A 20,258-nucleotide genomic window follows, 5' to 3' on the forward strand; every position below is an offset into this window, starting at 1 on the left:
ATGGAAACCCGCGCCCATCACGTACTGATCGGCCTGTTCACCGTCCTCGCGGTCGGCGGCGCCCTGCTGTTCGCCCTCTGGCTGGGCAAGTCGAGCATGGATCGCGAATACAACTATTACGAGATCAGCTTCAATCGCGCGGTCAGCGGGCTGTCCAACGGCAGTTCGGTGGAGTACAGCGGCATCAAGGTTGGCGACGTCGAAGCGCTGTGGCTGGAGCCGGACGATCCGCGCAAGGTGCGCGCGCGCATCCGCGTGTATGCCGGCACGCCGATCAAGCAGGACACCCGCGCACGCCTGGCGCTGGCCAACATCACCGGCAGCATGATCATCCAGCTGCACAGCGGCACACCGCAGAGCCCGCCGCTGGAGGGCAAGCGCGGCGAGCCGCCGCTGATCATCGCCGACCCCTCGCCACTGAGCGCGCTCTTGGAGAACGGCGAGGACCTGATGACCAACATCAACAACCTGCTGCGCAGCGCCAACCTGATGCTCTCCGAGGACAACGCCGAGCGCATCGGCCGCACCCTGGCCAATCTCGAACAGGCCACCAGCGTGCTGGCCGAACAGCGTGGCGATCTCAGCGAAGCGCTGACCCAGCTCGCCCAGCTGGGCCAACAGACCAACACCGCGCTGGCGGAGATCACCCGCCTGACGCAGAACGCCAACGGCCTGATCGATGACGAAGGACGCCAGCTGCTGAGCAGCGCCGGCGAGTCCATGGCCGCGCTGGAGCGCGCCACGTCGCGCCTGGACGACCTGCTATCGAGCAATCAGGGTGCATTGAACAATGGCCTGCAGGGCTTCAGCGAGCTGGGGCCGGCGGTCAACGAACTGCGCGGCACCCTCGGCGCCCTGCGGCGTGTCACCCAGCGCCTCGAAGACAATCCCAGCGGCTTTTTGCTCGGCCGCGAGAAGATCCAGGAGTTCACCCCATGAGTCGCCTTGCGCTGATCCGCCCCCTTGCCCTCGCGAGCCTGCTTGGCACACTCGCGGCCTGCACCCTGCTGCCCGAGGCCGAGTCGATCCGCGTGTACCTGCTGCCTGCCGCCGAGGCGCCGGCCAGCCAGCCAGGCGAGCGGCTGCAGCAGGCACTGCGCATCCACACCCCGCATGCCAGCCGCATCCTGGCCGGCTCGCGCATTGCCGTGGTGCCGGACGGCAACCAGATCAGCAGCTACCAGGGCGCACGTTGGAGCGACGCCGCGCCGACCCTGCTGCGCGACCGGCTGATCGAGCAGTTCCGCCAGAGCGGACCGGTGGCGGTGAGCAACGAGGACAGCAACCTGTTCGCCGAGCTGGAGCTGTTCAGCGAACTGCGCGCGTTCCAGAGCGAATACATCGATGGCCGGCCGCAGGTGCTGGTCCGGCTGGATGCTCAGCTGGCCACGGCCCCGGGCCAGCGCATCCTCGCCAGCCGCCGCTTCGAGATTCGTCGGCCCAGCGCGAGCCCGCAGCTGGAAAGCGTGGTGGCGGCCTTCGGCGCGGCCAGCGACGAGTTGAGCCGCCAGTTGCAACGCTGGACGATCGAGGTGGCAAAAAGCCAGTTTGCGCGGTGAAATCCGGCGAAACGGTCATATAAACGCGCTAAACAGCGGTTTTATTGATTCAGGCTAAGCGCAACCCACCCGGCCATCGCTTAGCATGCGAACTATCGCTTCACGTAAGGAATGCTCATGAAAGCGCCAGCCCAGAAAAACCTTCGCCGGGTGCTGTTCGCACTCGTCGCGCTCGTGGTCATCGTCCTGCTGGCCTGGTCGGAGTTGCGTACGGATGGTCTGGGCGATGGCTTCGCCAGCGGCAACGGGCGCATCGAAGCCACCGAGATAGACGTGGCGACCAAGCTCGGTGGGCGTATCCGCGAGATCAGCGTCGACGAGGGCGACTTCGTCCAGCCGGGCCAGGTCATCGCTCGCATGGACACCGAAGTGCTCGACGCCCAGCTCAACCAGGCCCGCGCCCAGGTGCGCCAGGCGGAGAACGCCATCCTCACCGCCCAGGCGCTGGTTACCCAGCGCGAGAGCGAAAAAGCCACCGCCGAGGCCGTGGTGCTGCAGCGCCGTGCCGAATTGACCGCCGCGCAGAAGCGCCACCAGCGCACCAAGACGCTGGTCGACCGCAACGCCATGCCGCGCCAGCAGCTGGATGATGATCTCGCCGCCATGCAGAGCGCTCAGGCCGCGCTGGCCGCCTCGCGCGCCCAGGTGTTGTCCGCCGATGCCGGTATCGCTGCAGCCAGGTCGCAGGTCATCGAGGCGCAATCGGCGCTGGAGGCTGCCCAGGCCAGCGTGGTGCGGCTGCAGGCGGACATCAGCGACAGCGAGCTGAAGACCGACCGCGTGGCCCGCGTGCAGTACCGCGTGGCGCAGCCGGGCGAGGTGCTTGGCGCCGGCGGCAAGCTGCTCAATCTGGTCGACCTGGCCGACGTCTACATGACCTTCTTCCTGCCCGAGCGCCAGGCAGGCCGTGTCGCCATGGGTTCCGAGGCGCGGCTGATCATCGATGCCGCGCCGCAGTACGTGATCCCGGCGAAGATCACCTACGTCGCCAGCGTCGCGCAGTTCACGCCGAAGACGGTGGAAACCGAAAGCGAGCGCGAGAAGCTGATGTTCCGGGTCAAGGCGCGGATCGATCCCGAGCTGCTGAAACAGCACATGGAACAGGTCAAGACCGGCCTGCCGGGCGTCGCCTACCTGAAGCTGGACGCCGACGCCGAATGGCCGGCGCACCTGCAGATCAATGTCGGCCAATGAACCAGTCCCCTGCCCCGGTCGCCGAGATCAGCGGCGTCAGCCTGCAATACGGCAAGACCCGCGCGCTGGATGACCTCAGCCTGAGCCTGCCGGCGCGCTGCATGGTCGGCCTGATCGGCCCGGACGGGGTCGGCAAGTCCAGCCTGCTGGCGCTGATCGCCGGCGCACGCAAGCTGCAGCAGGGCCGCGTGCAGGTGCTCGATGGCGACATGAGCGATGCCGGCCACCGCCGTGCGGTCTGCCCGCGCATCGCCTACATGCCCCAGGGGCTGGGCAAGAATCTCTATCCGACACTGACGGTGTTCGAGAACCTCGAGTTCTTCGGCCGGCTGTTCGGCCAGGCCGCCGAAGAACGCCGCGGGCGCATCGCCGAGCTGACTCGCAGCACGGGCCTGGCGCCCTTCGTCGAGCGTCCGGCGGGCAAGCTCTCCGGCGGCATGAAACAGAAGCTCGGCCTCTGCTGCGCGCTGATCCATGATCCCGACCTGCTGATCCTCGACGAACCCACCACCGGCGTCGACCCGCTGTCACGCGCGCAGTTCTGGGAGCTGATCGAGCGCATCCGTGGCGAGCGCCCGCAGATGAGCGTGCTGGTGGCCACCGCCTACATGGACGAGGCGCAGCGCTTCGACCATCTGGTGGCGATGGACGCCGGTCAGGTGCTGGCCACCGGCACACCGGCCGAGCTCCTGGCGCGCACCGCCAGCGATACCCTGGAGCAGGCCTTCATCCGCCTGCTGCCGGATGCCAAGCGCAGCCAGCACCGCGAGCTGATCATCCCGCCGCAGCCGCCGAGCGACAGCATCGCCATCGAGGCTCACGGCCTGACCATGCGCTTCGGCGATTTCGTCGCGGTGGACCGGGTCAATTTCCGCATCGCTCGCGGTGAGATCTTCGGTTTCCTCGGCTCCAACGGCTGCGGCAAGACCACCACCATGAAGATGCTCACCGGCCTGCTGCCCGCCAGCGAGGGCGAGGCGCTGCTGTTCGGCAAACCGGTGGACCCGCACGACATGCAGACCCGCCAGCGCGTCGGCTACATGTCCCAGGCCTTCTCGCTGTACAGCGAACTGAGCGTGCGGCAGAACCTCGACCTGCACGCGCGGCTGTTCCACCTGCCGGCAGAGCGGCGCGAGGCGCGCATCCAGGAGATGCTCGAACGCTTCGGCCTCAGCGGCGACGCCGAAAGCCTGCCCAGCAGCCTGCCGCTGGGCGTGCGCCAGCGCCTGTCGCTGGCGGTGGCGGTGATCCACAACCCGGAAATCCTGATCCTCGACGAACCCACCTCGGGGGTCGATCCGGTGGCGCGCGACGGTTTCTGGGAGCTCCTGGTGCAGCTGTCGCGCGAAGACGGCGTGACCATCTTCATCTCCACCCACTTCATGAACGAGGCACTGCGCTGCGACCGCATCTCGCTGATGCACGCCGGGCGGGTGCTCGACAGCGACACGCCGCAGGCGCTGATGGCCAAGCGCGGGCTGCCGACGCTGGAAGCGACCTTTATCGCCTACCTGGAAGAAGCCGCCGCCGCATGTGCTGCCGAACAGCCAGCAGCGCCGCTCGCCGCAACGAGCCGTCCCACCCAGACCACAGGCAATAACGCACGCCAGGCCCGTTTCAGCCTGCGCCGCCTGCTCAGCTACACCCGCCGCGAGGCCATGGAGCTGCGCCGCGATCCGATCCGCGCGACGCTGGCCATGCTCGGCAGCGTGCTGCTGATGTTCATCATGGGCTACGGGGTCAGTTTCGACGTGGAGAACCTGACCTATGCCGTGCTCGACCGCGACCAGACCACCACCAGCCAGCATTACCTGCTGAACATGGCCGGCTCGCGCTACTTCATCGAGAAGGCGCCGCTGGCCAGCCATGCCGAGCTGGACCAGCGCCTGCGCAGCAACGACATCAGCCTGGCGGTGGAAATCCCGCCGAACTTCGGCCGCGACCTCAAGCGCGGTGCGGTCCCGCAAGTAGCGTTCTGGATCGATGGCGCCATGCCGATGCGTGCCGACACCGTCAAGGGCTATGTGCAGGGCATTCACCTGAGCTACCTGCAGCAACTGGCCCGCGAGGCCGGTGTCGATGGGCAGGTGTCACCGGCCGACGTCGCCATCCGCTACCGCTACAACCCCGACGTGCAGAGCCTGCCGGCCATGGCGCCGGCGATGATTCCGCTGCTCTTGATGATGATCCCGGCGATGCTCACCGCCCTTGGCGTGGTGCGCGAGAAGGAACTGGGCTCGATCACCAACTTCTATGTCACGCCGACCACTCGCCTGGAATTCCTGCTCGGCAAACAGCTGCCCTACATCGCCCTGGGTATGTTCAACTTCGCCACCCTGGCACTGCTGGCGGTATTCGTCTTCGGCATCCCGATCAAGGGCAGCATTCTCACCCTCTGCCTTGGCGCGCTGCTCTACGTCGCCTGCGCCACCGGTCTGGGCCTGCTGATGTCGTCGATCCTGAACAGCCAGATCGCGGCGATCTTCGGCACCACCATCGTCACGCTGCTGCCGGCGATCCAGTTCTCCGGGCTGATCCATCCGGTTTCGGCGATGGAGGGCGTCGGCGCCTTCCTCGGCAAGCTCTACCCGACCAGCCATTTCCTCATCATCAGCCGCGGGGTGTTCTCCAAATCGCTCGGCCTGGCCGAGCTGTATCCCTATTTCATTCCCATGCTGCTGGCCATTCCGCTGCTGACCCTGCTCAGCGTCGCCGGCCTGCGCAAGCAGGAGAAATGACATGGGCGGCCTGCGACGCAAACTCGGCAACATCTTCCAACTCGGCCTCAAGGAACTGCGCAGCCTCTACCGCGACCCGGCGATGCTGGTGCTGATCATCTATTCGTTCACCCTGGCCATCTACGAAGGCGCCACGGCAGTTCCCGAGGCGCCGCACCGGGCGAGCATCGCGGTGGTCGACGAGGACCGCTCGCAGGCCTCGCTGCGTATCATCAATGCCTTCCAGCTACCCTACTTCATCGAGCCGAAAGCCATCACCCTGCAGGAAATGGACAGCGGCATGGACGACGGCCTCTATACCTTCACCCTGAACATCCCGCCGCGCTTCCAGGAGGACCTGCTCGCCGGCCGCCAGCCGACCATCCAGCTCAACGTCGATGCCACCCAGGTCAGCCAGGCGTTCACCGGCGCCGGGCACATTCAGCAGATCATCGCCAGCGAAACCGCCGAGTTCGTCCGTCGCTACCGCAGTGAAGACGCCCTGCCCGTCGAAGCGGTGGTGCGCACCGCGTTCAACCCCAACCTCAGCCGGGCCTGGTTCGGCGCGGTGAACGAGGTGATCAACCAGATCACCATGCTGGCGATCATCCTCACCGGCGCGGCGCTGATCCGCGAGCGCGAGCACGGCACCATCGAGCACCTGCTGGTGATGCCAGTGACGCCGTTCGAGATCATGGTCGGCAAGGTCTGGGCCATGGGCCTGGTGGTGCTGGCGGCAGCGGCGTTTGCCCTGCGCTTCGTCGTCGAGGGCTGGCTGGACATCCCGATCCAGGGCTCGCTGTGGCTGTTCGCCGGGGGCGCGGCGCTGCACCTGTTCGCCGCCACCTCGATGGGCATCTTCTTCGGCACGGTGGCGCGCTCCATGCCGCAGCTGGGCCTCTTGGTGATTCTCACGCTGATCCCGCTGCAGATCCTCTCCGGTGGCGTGACGCCGCGCGAGAGCATGCCCGGGCTGGTGCAGAACATCATGCTGGTGGCACCCACCACGCATTTCGTCGAGCTGGCGCAGGCGATCCTGTTCCGCAGCGCCGGCCCGTCCATCGTCTGGCCGCAGCTGCTCGCCCTGGGCTTGATCGGCACGGTGTTCTTCATCGGAGCGCTGTCGCGACTGCGGGTGTCGTTGCGCTAGCGGCGCTCCTCAAAGCACCCGCATCACCGGGGCAACCGCTCTAGCCCAGAGCTTTATGGCATCACGCCAGCACTCTGTGTTTATGTTGGTAACCACACGGTTACCCGACGCTCCGAAGCGCTCGGGAATTTTTGTATCAGTGGCCGGTCTATCGTGCCGACATGCTAAGAGCCTGATGCTCGACAGCGCGCCAAGGAAGCCCCATCACTATGCGCATTCTCGTTACTGGCGGTGCCGGATTCATCGGCTCCGCACTGATCCGTCACCTCATCCTCGATACCGAGCACAGCGTGCTCAACCTGGACAAACTGACCTATGCCGGCAACCTCGAGTCGCTGGCCAGCGTGGAAGGCAACCCGCGCTATCAGTTCCTTCAGGCCGACATCGCCGATCGTGAGCGGGTCAGCGAGGCGCTGCTGGACTTCCAGCCAGACGCCATCATGCATCTGGCCGCCGAATCCCACGTCGACCGCTCCATCGACGGCCCGGCCGAATTCATCCAGACCAACATCGTCGGCACCTATCAGCTGCTGGAGGCCACCCGCGCCTACTGGCAGAGCCTGCCGGCCGAGCGCCGCGAGGCCTTCCGCTTCCACCACATCTCCACCGACGAGGTGTATGGCGACCTGCACGGCGTCGACGACCTGTTCACCGAAACCACACCCTACGCGCCCAGCTCGCCCTATTCGGCCAGCAAGGCTTCGTCCGACCACCTGGTGCGCGCCTGGCAACGCACCTACGGGCTGCCGGTGCTGGTGACCAACTGCTCGAACAACTACGGGCCGTTCCACTTCCCCGAAAAGCTGATCCCGCTGGTGATCCTCAACGCCCTCGATGGCAAGCCGCTGCCGGTCTACGGCGACGGCTCGCAGATCCGCGACTGGTTGTTCGTCGAGGACCACGCCCGCGCGCTGCTGAAGGTGGTGAGCGAAGGCGAGGTCGGCGAGACCTACAACATCGGCGGTCACAACGAGCAGAAGAACATCGAGGTGGTGCGCGGTATCTGCGCGCTGCTGGAAGAGCTGGCGCCGAGCAAGCCTGCCGGGCTCGCCCGTTATGAAGACCTGATCACCTTCGTCAAGGATCGTCCGGGCCACGACCTGCGCTACGCCATCGACGCCAGCAAGATCGAGCGCGAGCTCGGCTGGGTGCCGCAGGAAACCTTCCAGACCGGCCTGCGCAAGACCGTGCAGTGGTACCTGGACAACCTCGAATGGTGCCGTCGCGTTCAGGACGGCAGCTATCAACGCGAGCGCCTTGGCGCCCTGGAGAACGCATGAAAGGAATCATCCTCGCCGGAGGCTCCGGCACCCGTCTGCACCCCATCACCCTTGGCGTATCCAAGCAGCTGCTGCCGATCTACGACAAGCCGATGGCCTACTACCCGATTTCGGTGCTGATGCTCGCCGGCATCCGCGACATCCTGGTCATTTCCACGCCACAGGATCTGCCGCAGTACAAGAACCTGCTGGGTGACGGCAGCCAGTTCGGGGTCAACTTCAGCTACGCCGAGCAGCCCTCGCCGGACGGCCTGGCGCAGGCCTTCCTGATCGGCGAAGAGTTCATCGGCGACGATTCGGTGTGCCTGATCCTCGGCGACAACATCTTCCACGGCCAGCACTTCACCGAGAAACTGCAACGCGCCGCGGCCCAGCCAAGCGGCGCCACCGTGTTCGGTTACTGGGTCAAGGACCCGGAGCGCTTCGGCGTGATCGACTTCGACGAGAGCGGCAAGGCGCTGTCCATCGAGGAAAAGCCGAAGAAGCCCAAGTCCAGCTACGCGGTGACCGGCCTGTACTTCTACGACAACGACGTGATCGAGATCGCCAAGTCGATCAAGCCCTCGCCACGCGGCGAGCTGGAGATCACCGACGTCAATATGGCCTACCTCGAGCGCGGCGACCTCAACGTCGAACGCTTCGGCCGCGGCTTCGCCTGGCTCGACACCGGCACCCACGACAGCCTGCTGGAAGCCTCGCAGTACGTGCAGACCATCGAGCACCGCCAGGGCCTGAAGGTTGCCTGCCTGGAGGAAATCGCCTACCAGAACAAGTGGATCGATCGCGAGCAGCTGCTGCGCCGCGCCGATGCCCTGGGCAAGACCGGCTACGGCCAGTACCTGTTCAAGCTGGCGGGTGAAGACGCATGAAAGTGATCGAAACCTGCATTCCCGACGTACTGATCATCGAGCCCAAGGTCTTCGGCGACGAACGCGGTTTCTTCTACGAGAGCTTCAACGCGGCCGCTTTCGAAGCGGCCACGGGGCTCAAGCGACAGTTCGTCCAGGACAATCACTCCAAGTCCCAGCGCGGCGTGCTGCGCGGTCTGCATTACCAGATCCAGCAGCCGCAGGGAAAACTGGTGCGGGTAGTGGCCGGCGAGGTGTTCGATGTCGCCGTCGACCTGCGCAGGAGTTCACCGAGCTTCGGCCGCTGGTGCGGCACTCACCTGAGTGCGCAGAACCAGCGCCAACTGTGGATTCCCGAAGGTTTCGCGCACGGTTTCGTGGTGCTCAGCGAAACTGCCGAATTTCTCTACAAGACCACCGACTACTACGCGCCGGAGCACGAGCGCAGCCTGCTGTGGAACGATCCGGAGCTCGGCATCGAATGGCCGTTCGACGAAGCACCACAACTGTCCGCGAAGGACCAGGCTGGCAAGCGCCTCAGCGATGCGGAGCTGTTTCCATGAAAATCCTGATCACCGGCAGCACGGGCCAGCTCGCCCGCGAGCTGCAGTTGGAGCTGGCGGGCGCCGGCAAGCTGCTGGCGCTTGGGCACAACGCACTGGATCTGGCTGATCCGGAGCAGATTCGCGAGCAGGTGCGCCTGTTGCGGCCGGACCTGATCATCAATGCGGCGGCCTACACCGCCGTCGACCCGGCGGAAAGCCACCGTGAGCTGGCCTTCGCGGTCAATGCGCGCGGGCCGCAGGTACTCGCCGAAGAGGCTGCACGTCTTGGCGTGCCGCTGATCCACTATTCCACCGACTACGTGTTCGACGGCCGCAAGGCCGAGCCCTACAGCGAGGCGGACGTGCCACAGCCGCTCAGCGTCTACGGCGCCAGCAAGCTGGCCGGCGAACAGGCGATTCAGGCCGCCGGTTGCGAGTACCTGATCCTGCGTACCAGTTGGGTCTATTCGCAGCACGGCAAGAACTTTCTGCTGACCATGCAGCGCCTGCTGCAGGAGCGCGATGCGCTGTCGGTGGTCAGCGACGAGATCGGTGCACCGACCTGGGCCGCCACCATCGCCCGTACCACGGCAGAAATGGTGCGCAAGCGAAGTGCAGGCGAAGCAGGCCCCAGCGGCCTGTATCACCTCACAGCCAGTGGCGAGACCTCCTGGCACGGCTTCGCCTGCAGCATTGCCGAGCAGCTTCGTCAGCAGGGCCGTCTGCGCGCCGAGATCACGCCGATCCTGTCGAAGGATTACCCGACCGCCGCCCAGCGCCCGCTCAACTCCCGCCTGAACTGTGCACGCCTGCAACACGAATGGGGCATCCGCCTGCCGGACTGGGAGACGGCATTGCACGAGTGCCTTGCCCGATCCCGGCACGTCGACGCAGCGAGTGCGCCCCAAACCGCTGCAGCCGGCCGTTAGGGCAAGCAGCGGCTGAGCACCTCGACCGCCCTGTCATTCCAGTCCAAGCCGGTCGGCTCGATAAGCGACGCTGAACGCCGGTACGCTCTGCGTGCATAATGCGCCCGACATCCAGGCGCCCACGCATGACTGCATTGCATCCTCCCCGTCGCCCTCGCTGGCGCAACCTCGCCCTGCTGGCCTTGCTGCTCGCGCCTCTGCTCTGGCCGCTGCAACAGCTCGCCGAGCGCTACTACCGCAACGAGCTGACCGAGCAGAACCGTCAGACCCTCGATCTCTATGTCGCCAACCTGCTCGGCACGCTGAACCGCTACGAGGTATTGCCGCGCATCCTCGGCGACCTGCCAGCTTTGCGAGCAGTCCTGCAGCAGGCCGAAGCACCGGCCGTGCGGGACGATGCCAATCGCTTGCTCAAACGCCTGCGCAACCAGACCGGCGCCGACGTGATCTACCTGATGAACACGCAAGGCAATACGCTTGCAGCTTCCAACTGGGACGAGGAAGACAGCTTCGTCGACCGCAACTTCGCCTTCCGCCCCTATTTTCGTCAGGCCATGGAGGGTCGCCTGGGGCGTTTCTTCGGCCTCGGCACCACCTCCGGCAAGCGCGGTTACTACTTCGGCGCCGCCGTGCGCGACGAGCGCGGCATCCTCGGCGTGCTGGTGGTCAAGGTCGACCTCGACCACACCGAGACGCTCTGGGGCAATACCCCGGAGCAACTACTGGTGACCGACAACTTCGGCGTGGTCATTCTGACCTCGCAACCGCAGTGGCGGTTTCGCGCCACCCGCGCGCTGGAAGCTGACGAACGCGAGCAGATCGCCTCCGACCAGCCCTACCCAACTCTGCAGCCGCGCCACCTGACCCTGGACATCGATGCCTGGCTGATCCAGAGCCGTGAACTCAAGGAGACCGGTTGGACGGTGCGCATCCTTGCGCCGATCAACCTGATCGAGCGACCGGTGCGCACCGTGGTCGCCATCGGCGCTGCCACCCTGCTTGCTCTGCTGCTCTGGCTCGGCCTGCTGATGCAGCGCCGCCGACACTTCATCGAACGCCTGGCACTGGACAGCCAGGCGCGACAGCAGCTCGAACAACGCGTGCTGGAGCGCACCCACGACCTCGAAGCGCTGAACAGCCGGCTGAAGATCGAGGTGCTGGAACGCGAGCAGGCCCAGCAGGAACTGGTGCGCGCCCAGGACGAGTTGCTGCAGGCCGGCAAGCTGTCGGCGCTGGGCACCATGTCGGCGAGCATCAGCCACGAGCTCAACCAGCCGCTGGCGGCGATCCGCAGCTATGCCGACAATGCCGGCGTGCTGCTCGACCAGCAGCGCAACGCCGAAGCCCGTGACAACCTCAGGCTGATCAGCGAACTGACCGCGCGCATGGCGTCGATCATCGCCCACCTGCGCGCCTTCGCCCGCCGCGACCAGCACGCGCCGGAACGGGTGGCGCTGCAGCCGGCATTGGACGACGCCCTCGCCTTGCTCGCCAAGCGCCGCCAGGCCATGGGTGTCGAGCTGATCCGCGATCTACCGGAAGCGACCCTGTGGGTGCAGGCCGGCGAAACGCGGCTGCGGCAGATCCTCGCCAACCTGCTGGCCAACGCCCTCGATGCGCTGGCCGAGCGACCGCAGCCGCGGCGCATCTGGCTGCGCGCCGAGCAGCAGGGTGACGGCGTGCTGCTGACCCTGCGCGACAACGGCCCCGGCTTCAGCGAGCAAGCGCTGCAGCGCGCCCGCGAGCCGTTCTTCACCACCAAGACCAGCGCCCAGGGCCTCGGCCTCGGCCTGGCGATCTGCGATACCCTCAGCCGCGCCCTGGGCGGCGAGTTGCGCATGAGCAACCACCCCGAGGGCGGCGCCCAGCTCAACCTGTTTCTGCGCTGCGCCGAGCCTGGCGTCGCCTTCCCCAGCGAGGACCATTTTCAATGAGCAGTGACCACCCGATCAGCGCCCAGGCGCAGGTGCTGCTGATCGACGACGATCCGCACCTGCGTCAGGCATTGAGCCAGACCCTCGACCTGGCTGGCCTCAAGGTCGTCAGCCTGGGCGATGCCCGCGATCTGGCCGCGCGCCTGCCGGCGGACTGGCCGGGCGTGGTGGTCAGCGACATTCGCATGCCCGGCATCGATGGTCTTGAGCTGCTGCAACAGCTGCGCACCCGCGACAGCGAGATGCCGGTGATCCTCATCACCGGACACGGTGACATCCAGCTGGCGGTGCAGGCGATGCGTGCCGGCGCTTACGACTTCCTGGAGAAACCCTTCCCCAGCGAAGCGCTGCTGGACAGCGTGCGCCGCGCCCTGGCGCTGCGCCAACTGGTGCTGGACAACCGCTCCCTGCGCCTGGCCCTGGCCGACCGCCAACAGTTGTCGGCGCGCCTGCTCGGCCATTCCCAGGCGATGCTGCGCCTGCGCGAGCAGATCGGCGCGCTGGCCGGGACCCAGGCCGATGTGCTGATTCTCGGCGAGACCGGCGCCGGCAAGGAGGTGGTCGCCCGGGCGCTGCATGACCTGTCGAGCCGGCGCAACGGCCCGTTCGTCGCGATCAACGCCGGGGCGCTGGCCGAATCGGTGGTGGAAAGCGAGCTGTTCGGCCACGAGCCGGGCGCCTTTACCGGTGCGCAGAAGCGGCGCATCGGCAAGTTCGAATTCGCCAACGGAGGTACGCTGTTCCTCGACGAGATCGAGAGCATGAGCCTCGATGTGCAGGTCAAGCTGCTGCGCCTGCTGCAGGAACGGGTGGTCGAACGACTCGGCGGCAACCAGTCGATCGCCCTGGATATCCGGGTCATCGCCGCGACCAAGGAGGACCTGCGGGTGGCCGCGGATCAGGGCCGTTTCCGCGCCGATCTGTATTACCGGCTCAACGTCGCGCCGCTGCGGATTCCCTCGCTGCGCGAGCGCAACGAGGACATCCTGCTGCTGTTCCAGCATTTCGCCGAAGCCGCGGCCCGACGCCATGGCCTGCCGATCCGCGAGCTGCAGCCGGAACAACGCGCCGTACTGCTACGTCACGCCTGGCCGGGCAACGTGCGCGAGCTGCAGAACACCGCCGAGCGCTTCGCCCTGGGCCTTGGCCTGGGGCTCGACCAGTCGGCCGGCGAGCCGGCTGTCGGCATCGGCGGCGGCGGCAACCTGAGCGAGCAGGTCGAGGCCTTCGAGCGCGCGCTGATCGCCGCCGAGCTGAATCGCCCGCATGGCTCGCTGCGCAGCGTCGCCGAGGCGTTGGGCCTGCCGCGCAAGACACTGCACGACAAGCTACGCAAGCACGGGCTGAGTTTTACCGACGCTGGCGGAACCTCGCCCGATGAAAACGAGTAGATGGCGGAAATCCGCCATCCTCTTCACTGACTAGGACCGTGCTCGCCGGCAGCGACCACGGCCTGTGCGCGGGCCGTGCCAGCGCCAGAACTCCCGCGCAAAGGTGCGACCTAGACGCGCTTGTTGGCAATTGGCCATTCAAACCTTCATCTATTGCTGGGTAAACTCACTGCCCTCAGGCGGCTCTGCCAGCTCTTGGCACAGGCATTGCTCCTGAAACTCAATGAACCGGACGGAACGAGTTGCGATGGAGCATCGCACCCAGGCTTCAGCGCCTAGACTTGTCCAGCTGGTTACTGCCGGGATGCCGTGTGGCCTCCCACCCACAACAAGAGGAAACATCAATGTTCAAACTGACTGCCAAGGCGCTGGCATGCGCCCTGTCGCTGAGCATCGCTGGTCTGGCCCACGCGGCTGACCCGATCACCATCAAGTTCTCCCACGTGGTCGCCGAAAACACGCCGAAAGGCCAGGGCGCCCTGATGTTCAAGAAACTGGTGGAAGAGCGTCTGGCCGGCAAGGTCGAGGTGCAGGTTTACCCGAACTCCTCGCTGTTCGGTGATGGCAAGGAAATGGAAGCCCTGCTGCTGGGTGACGTGCAGCTGATCGCTCCGTCGCTGGCCAAGTTCGAACACTACTCCAAGGGCGTTCAGGTCTACGACCTGCCGTTCCTGTTCGATGACATCGCGGCAGTCGACCGCTTCCAGAAGAGCGAGGCTGGCCAGGGCCTGCTGCGTTCCATGGAAGACAAGAACATCACCGGCCTGGGCTACTGGCACAACGGCATGAAGCAGCTGTCGGCCAACAAGGAACTGCGTGAGCCGAAAGACGCGCGCGGCCTGAAGTTCCGCGTACAGGCGTCTGCAGTGCTGGACGAGCAGTTCAAGGCGCTGCGTGCCAACCCGCGCAAGATGAGCTTCGCCGAGGTGTACCAGGGCCTGCAGACCGGCGTGGTCAACGGTGCCGAGAACCCCTACTCGAACATCTACTCGCAGAAGATGCACGAAGTGCAGAAGCACATCACCGAGTCCGACCATGGCCTGCTGGACTACATGCTGATCACCAACACCAAGTTCTGGAACGGCCTGCCTGCCGATGTACGTGGCGAGCTGGAAAAGATCGTGGAAGAAGTCACTGTTGAGGTGAACAAGCAGGCCGACGACCTGAACCAGAAGGCCAAGGCTGACATTCTGGCCGCCGGCACCACCGAAATCCTCGTGCTGACGCCGGAAGAGCGTGCCAAGTGGCGCGAAGCCATGAAGCCGGTCTGGAAGAAGTTCGAAGGCGAAATCGGTGCTGACCTGATCAAGGCCGCCGAAGCTGCCAACCAGGCTAACTAAGCCTCTGCCGAGGGGCGGACACTCCGCCCCTTTGCCGCATCACCCAGCGATACCCGACAGCTCAGTGAAAAAACAAAGCAGCTAGCGAAGACGAAGCCCGCACCAAGGGCAGACAGGTCAGGCCAAGGCGATCCCGGGCCGCGCCGCTTCGATGGCGACAACAAGAGTTTTTCATTGCTCTGTCCCCCAGCCTGCCCCGGCTGGTTCACGGCGCACCTCCGTGCTGCCTTCGATACAACAAGCAGTCCATCGGGAGATGTCATCCATGAACGCCCTCTGGCGCGTCTGGGACCACTTCGAGGAAGGTTTCATCGCCTTTCTGCTGGCCGCCATGACACTGGTGACCTTCGTCTACGTGATCCTCAACAACCTCTACACCCTTTTCTACGACCTGGGCGACCGGTTCGAGGGAAGCGCCGATTTCTGGTTCGCCATCGGTGACTTCATCATCGGCCTGGCCCAGTCCATGACCTGGAGCACCGCGCTGACCAAGGCGCTGTTCGCCTGGCTGATCTTCTCCGGGCTCGCCTATGGCGTGCGCACCGCCGGTCATATCGGCGTCGATGCACTGGTGAAGCTGGCGCCGAGGCATATCCAGCGTGTCATCGGCATCATCGCCTGCCTGTTCTGCCTGGGTTACGCCGGCCTGCTGACCGTGGCCAGCTTCGAGTGGATCCAGACCCTGTTCATCGCCAACATCGGCGCCGAGGACCTGGGTCACATCGGCGTCAAGCAATGGCACATCGGCATGATCGTTCCATTCGGCTTCGCCATGGTGTTCATCCGTTTCGCCGAAATCTTCGTGCGCATTCTGCGTAACGAGCAGACCGGCCTCGGCCTGGCCGATGAAGCGGCCGAAGCGGCCAAGCTCGGCGAAGAGGAGCCCAAGCAATGACCATCCTGTTCCTGTTCGTCGCCCTCTTCGCGCTGATGTTCATCGGCGTGCCGGTGGCCGTTTCCCTCGGCCTGGCCGGCTCGTTGACCATCATGATCTTCAGCCAGGACTCGGTGCGCTCACTGGCGATCAAGCTGTTCGAGACCTCCGAGCACTACACCCTGCTGGCGATCCCGTTCTTCCTGCTGGCCGGTGCCTTCATGACCACCGGTGGTGTGGCCCGCCGCCTGATCGACTTCGCCAACGCCTGCGTCGGCCACATCCGTGGCGGCCTGGCGATCGGCGCGGTGCTGGCGTGCATGCTGTTCGCCGCGCTGTCCGGCTCGTCGCCGGCCACCGTGGCGGCGGTGGGCTCCATCGCCATCGCCGGCATGGTGCGCTCCGGCTATCCGCAGGCCTTCGGCGCCGGCATCGTCTGCAACGCCGGTACGCTGGGCATCCTGATTCCGCCGTCGGTGGTCATGGTGGTCTACGCCGCTGCGACCGAGACCTCGGTCGGCAAGCTGTTCATGGCCGGTGTCGTCCCGGGCATCATGCTCGGCCTGGGTCTGATGGTTGCCATCTACGTCATCGCGATCAAGAAGAACTTGCCGGCACTGCCGCGCGCCAGCTTCCGCGAATGGCTCTCCGCCGCGCGCAAGGCGGTCTGGGGCCTGCTGCTGATGGTGATCATCCTCGGCGGTATCTACTCGGGCATGTTCACCCCTACCGAGGCGGCGGCCGTGGCGGCGGTGTATTCGGCCTTCGTCGCACTGTTCGTCTACAAGGACCTGCGCATTCGCGATTGCCCGAAGGTGCTGCTGGAGTCGGGCAAGCTGAGCATCATGCTGATGTTCATCATCGCCAACGCCATGCTCTTCGCCCACGTGCTGACCACCGAGCAGATTCCGCAGGCGATCACTGCCTGGGTCATCGAGGCCGGCCTGCAGCCGTGGATGTTCCTGCTGGTGGTGAACATCGTGCTGCTGATCGCCGGTGCCTTCATGGAGCCGTCGGCGATCATCCTGATCCTGGCGCCGATCCTGTTCCCGATCGCCATCCAGCTGGGCATCGACCCGATCCACCTGGGCATCATCATGGTAGTGAACATGGAGATCGGTCTGATCACGCCGCCGGTGGGGCTGAACCTGTTCGTCGCCTCGGCGGTGACCGGCATGCCGGTCACTCAGGTGATCCGTGCGGTAATGCCGTGGCTGGCGCTGCTGCTGAGCTTCCTGATGATCATCACCTACGTGCCGTCGATTTCCCTGGCGCTGCCGAACTGGCTGGGCATGTAGCCTGAAAACAGTTACTTCCCTTTAGCCCGGCCTGCGCCGGGCTTTTTTTCGTCCGCGCGTTTTGCTCGTCAGAGCGCCAGCACATCCGCCGGTCGCCGGCGGAACCAGCCGGTCAGCGACAGACGGTCGGCCTGGGTGACCAGCACTTCATGGGGGAAATCGCCGGAGAGAAAGACCACCAGATTGCCGGCCAGCGGTGGCACGTCCAGCTGCGTGCCATCGGGCATGTGCATCCGCAGTTCGCCGGCATGGCCGGGCTGCCAGTCCGGATTCAAATACAGCACGGCGGTGACTGAGCGACTGTCGTCATCGCGAAAGCGGTCCAGGTGCGTCTGGTAGAAGGCACCCGGCGGGTAGAAGGCGAAATGGCACTCGAACTCTTCCAGGCCGAGGAACAGCTCGCGGTTGAGGTTCTGCCGCAGCTCGTCCATCAGCCCGAGGTACTGGTCGCAGACTGCCGACTGGCCCGCTTCGAGCCACTGGATATGATCGCTACGAATGCCTTCGCGCACCGCCTGCGCCTCACCGCGACCGACCCCGGCCGGTGCCAGCGCACCCTCGGCTTCTCGTCTGCGGCACTCGTCGGCCAGCTTGTGGGTCACATTACTGGGAAGGAAGGAACTCTGCAGCGACCAGCCGCGCTCGGCCAGGTCGTCGATGATCGAAGAGAACGGCAAGGAAGTGACTCCGAAGGGATACCGCAGGAGTCTAGGGTCTGTTGAGACTCCGCTACAAGCTGCGTCGCTGCGCCAAATGGCAGCAGTAGCCGTGCGCCTCGACAAGCATGCGTCGAGGCACGGAAAATGAACCGCCCGCCAGACAGGAGCTTCCATGCGCGCCCTCTTGACCTGTGTACTGCTGACCTTGAGCTTCAGCACCTTCGCCGACACCTATCAGGAACTCTACGAAACCGCCGGCTGGACCGAGCAGCGCGCCAATTTCGGCGATGCCCTGACCGCGGCCCAGCAACGCTACAAGGACACCCTGCCCCCGGCGGTATTCCAGGCGCTGGTGACCAACAGCAATCGCCGCTTCGCCGCCCATGCCATCGACCAGCGCGCGCAGCAGGCCTTGCGCGACAACCTGGCCGAACCACAGCCGGCGCTGGAATTCTTCCAATCGACCCTCGGGCGCAAGATCGTATCGGCCGAAGTGCTCGCCGCACGCCGCGAACAGCTGGCCAAGCACGCCGCCGGCCTGCCGCGGGTGGAAGCCGGCAGCAACCGGCAGCTGCTGATCCGACATCTGGCCCAGGCGCTGCCAGCCAGCGAGGCGGGTGCGGAAGTCAGCCTGGCGCTGGCCGGCGTCGCCGCCGACAGTCTCAGCCAGATGATCCCCGGCCTGCTCGGTGGCAATCAGGCGCAGAGCCTGCTGAGCAGCCAGCGACAGCGCATGATCGAGCAGATCGATGCCGATCTCGACAACACGCTGCTGTACGTCTATCGCGACCTGTCCGATGCCGAGCTGGAGGAATACGTGACATTCGCCCAGTCGGACGAAGGCAAGGCCTATTACCAGGCCGCGCTGCAGGCACTACGCGCCGGCCTGGCGGTGGGCATGAGCGGCGCCGAGCTGGAGCCGCAGCAGAGCATCTGATCCGCTATCTGAGGCGCTCGCGCAGGAAGTCGAAGTACGCCTGACGCAGCTCCTCGCGCTCGTTCACCAGGTGGTGGCGCGCCTCTGGCAATCGCAGCACCTGCGCACCGGGAAACTTGCGCTGCAGGATCGGCAGGTTGTACCGCCAATCCACGGTCATGTCCGCCTCGCCCTGAATGATCAACGGCGCGTGCCTGCTGTCAGCCGCACCCTCGATACGGGGAATCCAGCGTGACAGGGCGCCGACCCAGGCCGTGGGCAGAATGTCCGGTTGCAGCGGGTCCTGGCTCTGGACGAACTCGAGAAAGGCCGGGTCGCCGGAGTTCTCGCTGAACGTTCGCGGAATCTGCTGAACGAAGCGCCGCAGCAGCTCGTAGCTGATCCGCGAGCGCAACCAGGCGCGCGGGCGTATCAACGGCGCCAGCAGGATGGTGCGCCCCAGGTCGGGGCTATGCGCCTGATGCAGCAGGTGATCCAGCGCGATGGCACCGCCGGTACTCTGGCCAAGCAGATGCCAGGGACGCGGCAGATCGAGCTGACGGGCCTGCTCGAACAGCCCGCCCAGCACCGCCTGGTATTCGGCGAACTCGTTGATGCTTGCCCGCGGGCCGCTGGACAGCCCATGGCCCGGCAGGTCGCAGGCGAGCACGGCGAACCCCATCTGCAGCCCCCAGTCGACCACATGCCGATACAGGCCCATGTGGTCGTAGTAGCCGTGCAGGATCAGCAGGCTGGCGTGGGGCTGCTCGGGCCACCAGGCCTGGGCGACGACATCGTAGTCGTGCACGCGAAAGCGTCCCAGGCGGCGCTGGACCTGCGTGCGATGCGGCAGATCGAGCCCGTAGTAGGCCTGGTAATGGAGGGTTTCGGCGCTTGCGGCGACCGCCTCGGTCAGGGCGGGCAGGCTGTTACGCAGGCGCTCGGGATCGATACGCGAGGGCATGGAAATTCTTCGATTGCGTTGACCTGGGATATTCAGCTCTGCGCCGCCCCATGGCAAGCTTGCGCACCCATATCGGAACCCGCCATGAGTGCTCGTCGCAAATACCTGATCGCCGCCCTGGTCGCCCTGCTCTGGGGCGGCGCCATGCTGGCCGCGTTCTGGTGGTTCGAGGCGCGCTACCTGCGCACTTTCGACGGCGAGCGCGCCGAGCTGTTCTCCGGCGATGCATTGCGCCTGCCGGCCGAGCTGCAGGGCCCGGGACCGGTGCGCTTCGTGCACTTCTGGGACCCGGGATGCCCGTGCAACGTCGGCAATCAGCAGCACCTGGAAGAATTGCTCAAGCACTTTGCCGGACAACCGGTGGTCTTCTACGAAGTACGCAGGCCGGGCAGCAAGGGCCGCTTGCCACAGCCGCTGGCGTCGCTCAAATCCCTCGGCTCCCTGCCCGGCTCCGATCTATTGCCCGCCAGCCCCGCCGTCGGCATCTGGGATCAACATGGCGAGCTGGTCTATATAGGGCCTTACAGCGAGGGCGCGGTATGCAGCTCGGACAACAGCTTCGTCGAGCCGATCCTCGAGGCGGTGCTGGCCGGGCGCAAGGTACGCGCCACCCACTCGCTGGCGGTGGCCTGCTTCTGCGAGTGGCAGCGGTAAGGCGGC

The 20,258-nt window shown here is 65.7% G+C and carries 18 protein-coding genes; 16 read left to right on the plus strand and 2 right to left on the minus strand.

What is annotated here, in order from left to right:
* The 14 genes from P5704_013305 (at window position 1) to dctM (ending at window position 17,059) form a co-directional block, all read left to right on the plus strand.
* Entirely contained in the window at window positions 1-939 is a 939-nt protein-coding gene (locus tag P5704_013305) for an MlaD family protein (GenBank protein ID WOF77047.1), read from the plus strand.
* On the plus strand, window positions 936-1,559 hold the full coding sequence (locus tag P5704_013310) for an ABC-type transport auxiliary lipoprotein family protein (GenBank protein ID WOF77048.1): 624 nt from the start codon (window positions 936-938) through the stop codon (window positions 1,557-1,559). The genes P5704_013305 and P5704_013310 overlap by 4 nt, the downstream gene beginning before the upstream one ends.
* A gap of 117 nt (window positions 1,560-1,676) precedes the next feature.
* Entirely contained in the window at window positions 1,677-2,753 is a 1,077-nt protein-coding gene (locus P5704_013315) for an HlyD family efflux transporter periplasmic adaptor subunit (GenBank protein ID WOF77049.1), read from the plus strand.
* Window positions 2,750-5,491: a ribosome-associated ATPase/putative transporter RbbA gene (gene rbbA / locus P5704_013320; GenBank protein ID WOF77050.1), complete on the plus strand. Its 2,742-nt coding sequence runs from the start codon at window positions 2,750-2,752 to the stop codon at window positions 5,489-5,491. The genes P5704_013315 and rbbA overlap by 4 nt, the downstream gene beginning before the upstream one ends.
* A 1-nt stretch (window position 5,492) precedes the next feature.
* The gene (locus P5704_013325) at window positions 5,493-6,620 is read left to right on the plus strand and encodes an ABC transporter permease (GenBank protein WOF77051.1); all 1,128 of its coding nucleotides are present in this window, start codon (window positions 5,493-5,495) and stop codon (window positions 6,618-6,620) included.
* 209 nt (window positions 6,621-6,829) lie between these two features.
* Complete coding sequence (rfbB, locus tag P5704_013330) at window positions 6,830-7,900, plus strand: dTDP-glucose 4,6-dehydratase (GenBank protein ID WOF77052.1); 1,071 nt, start codon at window positions 6,830-6,832, stop codon at window positions 7,898-7,900.
* Window positions 7,897-8,769, plus strand: a complete 873-nt coding sequence (gene rfbA / locus P5704_013335; GenBank protein ID WOF77053.1) for a glucose-1-phosphate thymidylyltransferase RfbA — start codon at window positions 7,897-7,899, stop codon at window positions 8,767-8,769. The genes rfbB and rfbA overlap by 4 nt, the downstream gene beginning before the upstream one ends.
* The gene (rfbC, locus tag P5704_013340; protein WOF77054.1) at window positions 8,766-9,311 is read left to right on the plus strand and encodes a dTDP-4-dehydrorhamnose 3,5-epimerase; all 546 of its coding nucleotides are present in this window, start codon (window positions 8,766-8,768) and stop codon (window positions 9,309-9,311) included. Before rfbA ends, rfbC begins: the two co-directional genes overlap by 4 nt.
* Window positions 9,308-10,222, plus strand: coding sequence for a dTDP-4-dehydrorhamnose reductase (gene rfbD / locus P5704_013345; protein WOF77055.1), 915 nt, complete (start codon window positions 9,308-9,310; stop codon window positions 10,220-10,222). Before rfbC ends, rfbD begins: the two co-directional genes overlap by 4 nt.
* Before the next feature lie 125 nt (window positions 10,223-10,347).
* A complete protein-coding gene (locus P5704_013350; protein ID WOF77056.1) occupies window positions 10,348-12,156 on the plus strand; it encodes an ATP-binding protein in 1,809 nt (602 codons plus the stop codon).
* Complete coding sequence (locus tag P5704_013355; GenBank protein WOF77057.1) at window positions 12,153-13,547, plus strand: sigma-54 dependent transcriptional regulator; 1,395 nt, start codon at window positions 12,153-12,155, stop codon at window positions 13,545-13,547. Before P5704_013350 ends, P5704_013355 begins: the two co-directional genes overlap by 4 nt.
* A gap of 344 nt (window positions 13,548-13,891) precedes the next feature.
* Window positions 13,892-14,887 carry a C4-dicarboxylate TRAP substrate-binding protein DctP gene (gene dctP / locus P5704_013360; GenBank protein WOF77058.1) on the plus strand — a complete coding sequence of 332 codons (996 nt, stop codon included), beginning with the start codon at window positions 13,892-13,894 and terminating at the stop codon, window positions 14,885-14,887.
* A 265-nt stretch (window positions 14,888-15,152) separates the two neighbouring features.
* The gene (locus P5704_013365) at window positions 15,153-15,782 is read left to right on the plus strand and encodes a TRAP transporter small permease (GenBank protein ID WOF77059.1); all 630 of its coding nucleotides are present in this window, start codon (window positions 15,153-15,155) and stop codon (window positions 15,780-15,782) included.
* Window positions 15,779-17,059: a C4-dicarboxylate TRAP transporter large permease protein DctM gene (gene dctM / locus P5704_013370; protein ID WOF77060.1), complete on the plus strand. Its 1,281-nt coding sequence runs from the start codon at window positions 15,779-15,781 to the stop codon at window positions 17,057-17,059. Before P5704_013365 ends, dctM begins: the two co-directional genes overlap by 4 nt.
* Before the next feature lie 68 nt (window positions 17,060-17,127).
* On the opposite strand, the gene P5704_013375 is transcribed toward dctM, so the two are convergent.
* Entirely contained in the window at window positions 17,128-17,736 is a 609-nt protein-coding gene (locus P5704_013375; protein WOF77061.1) for a 2OG-Fe(II) oxygenase, read from the minus strand.
* Window positions 17,737-17,890: 154 nt separating this feature from the next.
* On the opposite strand from P5704_013375, the gene P5704_013380 reads away from it, so the two are divergent.
* Window positions 17,891-18,655: a hypothetical protein gene (locus P5704_013380; protein WOF77062.1), complete on the plus strand. Its 765-nt coding sequence runs from the start codon at window positions 17,891-17,893 to the stop codon at window positions 18,653-18,655.
* 4 nt (window positions 18,656-18,659) lie between these two features.
* Here the strand turns inward: P5704_013380 and P5704_013385 are convergent, their stop codons facing one another.
* Window positions 18,660-19,598, minus strand: coding sequence for an alpha/beta hydrolase (locus P5704_013385; protein ID WOF77063.1), 939 nt, complete (start codon window positions 19,596-19,598; stop codon window positions 18,660-18,662).
* Between the two features lie 84 nt (window positions 19,599-19,682).
* On the opposite strand from P5704_013385, the gene P5704_013390 reads away from it, so the two are divergent.
* Entirely contained in the window at window positions 19,683-20,252 is a 570-nt protein-coding gene (locus tag P5704_013390) for a DUF6436 domain-containing protein (protein ID WOF77064.1), read from the plus strand.
* Window positions 20,253-20,258 lie beyond the last annotated feature (6 nt).

Source organism: Pseudomonas sp. FeN3W (assembly GCA_030263805.2).
Lineage (GTDB): Bacteria > Pseudomonadota > Gammaproteobacteria > Pseudomonadales > Pseudomonadaceae > Stutzerimonas > Stutzerimonas stutzeri_G.